General features: G+C 74.5%; 1 protein-coding gene and 1 pseudogene. Both read right to left on the bottom strand.

The window, feature by feature from the left end; all coding sequences use genetic code 11:
* Positions 1 to 150 precede the first annotated feature (150 nt).
* Entirely contained in the window at positions 151 to 1,329 is a 1,179-nt protein-coding gene (gene recF / locus ACOJUF_RS19820; RefSeq protein ID WP_420123539.1) for a DNA replication/repair protein RecF, read from the bottom strand.
* A 73-nt stretch (positions 1,330 to 1,402) separates the two neighbouring features.
* A pseudogene (locus ACOJUF_RS19815) lies at positions 1,403 to 1,834 on the bottom strand (6-phosphogluconate dehydrogenase); the annotation flags it as partial.

The raw sequence follows: 1,834 nt of genomic DNA, 5'->3' as shown, positions 1-1,834 counted from the left end.
CGGGCGGGGTGGAGTCGTCGGGCATCCGGCCATTGTTCCCCGGGCCTGCCGGCCGCGGCCACAGCCCGTCGAGTGTGCAGAAGCCGTCCTCATTCCCCGCGGTTGAGGACAGTGTCGGCACCCTGGAAGCGCGCGAGCCGGCGGGGTGGGTCAGGCCGGGGTGACCGAGCCGTCGGCCACCGCCAGCCGCGTGCCGCCGAGCTCGGCGGGCACGTCGGAGCCGACGGCGGCGGTGATCAGCACCTGTTCCGCACCGGCGACCAGGCCGGCCAGCCGGCCTCGCCGCCCGGCGTCCAGCTCGGCGAAGACGTCGTCCAGGATCAGGACCGGGTCCACCCCGTCCGCCCGGAGCAGCGCGAACGAGGCCAGCCGCAGCGCCAACGCGAACGACCAGGACTCGCCGTGCGAGGCGTAGCCCTTGGCCGGGTCGCCCCGCAGGAGCAGGTCCAGGTCGTCCCGGTGCGGGCCGACGAGCGAGATGCCCCGCTCCAGTTCCCGGGGCCTCATCCGGCCCAGTTCGGCGAGCATCGCGGCAGCCAGATCCGCGCGGTCCGGCACCGCGGCCGGATCCGGGTCCGGGTCGACCGGCCGGTCGGCCGGCCCACCGGGCCCGGTGACCGCCGGCGGCCCCGTCGGGATCGTGGACCGGTAGGCCAGGTCGACCAGCTGGTCGGCCCCCGCGACGTCGGCGTAGGCCTGCGCGACCGCCGGCCGCAGCTGGGCGACCAGCGCCAGCCGGGCATGCACCAGTTCCGCACCGGCGGCGACCAAGTGCTCGTCCCAGGCGTCCAGGGTGGACAGGTCACCGCCGCGGCGGGCCGCGCCGGCACTCTTGAGCAGCGCATTGCGCTGCTTGAGCACCCGGTCGTAGTCGGCCCGCACCCCGGCCAGCCGGGGGGCCCGCATGATCAACACCTCGTCCAGGAAGCGCCGACGCTCGGTCGGATCGCCGCGGACCAGGGCCAGGTCCTCGGGCGCGAACAGCACGGTCCGCAGAACCCCGAGCAGATCCCGGGGGCGGGTCAGCGGCGCGCGGTTGATCCGGGCCGTGTTGCGCCGGTCGCGGGCGATCTCGACCTCGAGCAGCAGTTCCCGCCCGGCCGAGACGACCGCGGCCCGGACGATCGCGCGGGCCGCACCGGAGCGGACCAGGGGTGCATCGGTGGCCACGCGGTGCGATCCCAGGGTGGCCAGGTACCCCAGGGCCTCCATCAAATTCGTCTTCCCGGTGCCGTTCCGGCCGACCAGGACGTTGACCCCCGGCGTGAGCGGGACGTGCGCCGAGCCCCACGACCGGTAGTCGCTCAGCTGCAGGTGCCGGACGAACATTCAGCGGTCCGGGGTCCGGCCGGGCCCACCCGCGCGGCGGCGACCGCGGGGCGGCGGGGCGAACCGGGGCACGTCAGGCGATCGGCACCGCGGCGTCGGACCCCTCCTGGCCGACCGGGTGCCCACCGAACTGGTTACGCAGAGCGGCCACGACCTTCATGGTCGGCGAGTCGGTCTGCCGGGACGCGAACCGGGCGAACAGGGCCGCGGTGATGACCGGCATCGGCACCGCGTTCTCGATCGCCGCCTCGATGGTCCAGCGGCCCTCGCCGGAGTCCTGCGCGTACCCGCGGATCGTGCCCAGCCCCGGGTCCTGGTCCAACGCGCGGACCAGCAGGTCGAGCAGCCACGACCGGATGACCGTGCCGTGCTGCCACGAGGCCATCACCGCGTCCGGGTCGGTCACCCAGTCGACGGCCTTCATCAGCTCGTAGCCTTCGCCGTAGGCCTGCATGATGCCGTACTCGATGCCGTTGTGGACCATCTTGACGAAGTGCCCGGCGCC

The organism is Nakamurella sp., assembly GCF_048594475.1.
Taxonomy (GTDB): Bacteria; Actinomycetota; Actinomycetes; order Mycobacteriales; family Nakamurellaceae; genus Nakamurella.
This window is presented reverse-complemented; position numbering and strand designations above follow the sequence as displayed.

Bases quoted from the DNA above. Each gene is read 5' to 3' on its own strand.
- recF (WP_420123539.1), bottom strand. From the start codon at position 1,329: ATGTTCGTCCGGCACCTGCAGCTGAGCGACTACCGGTCGTGGGGCTCG.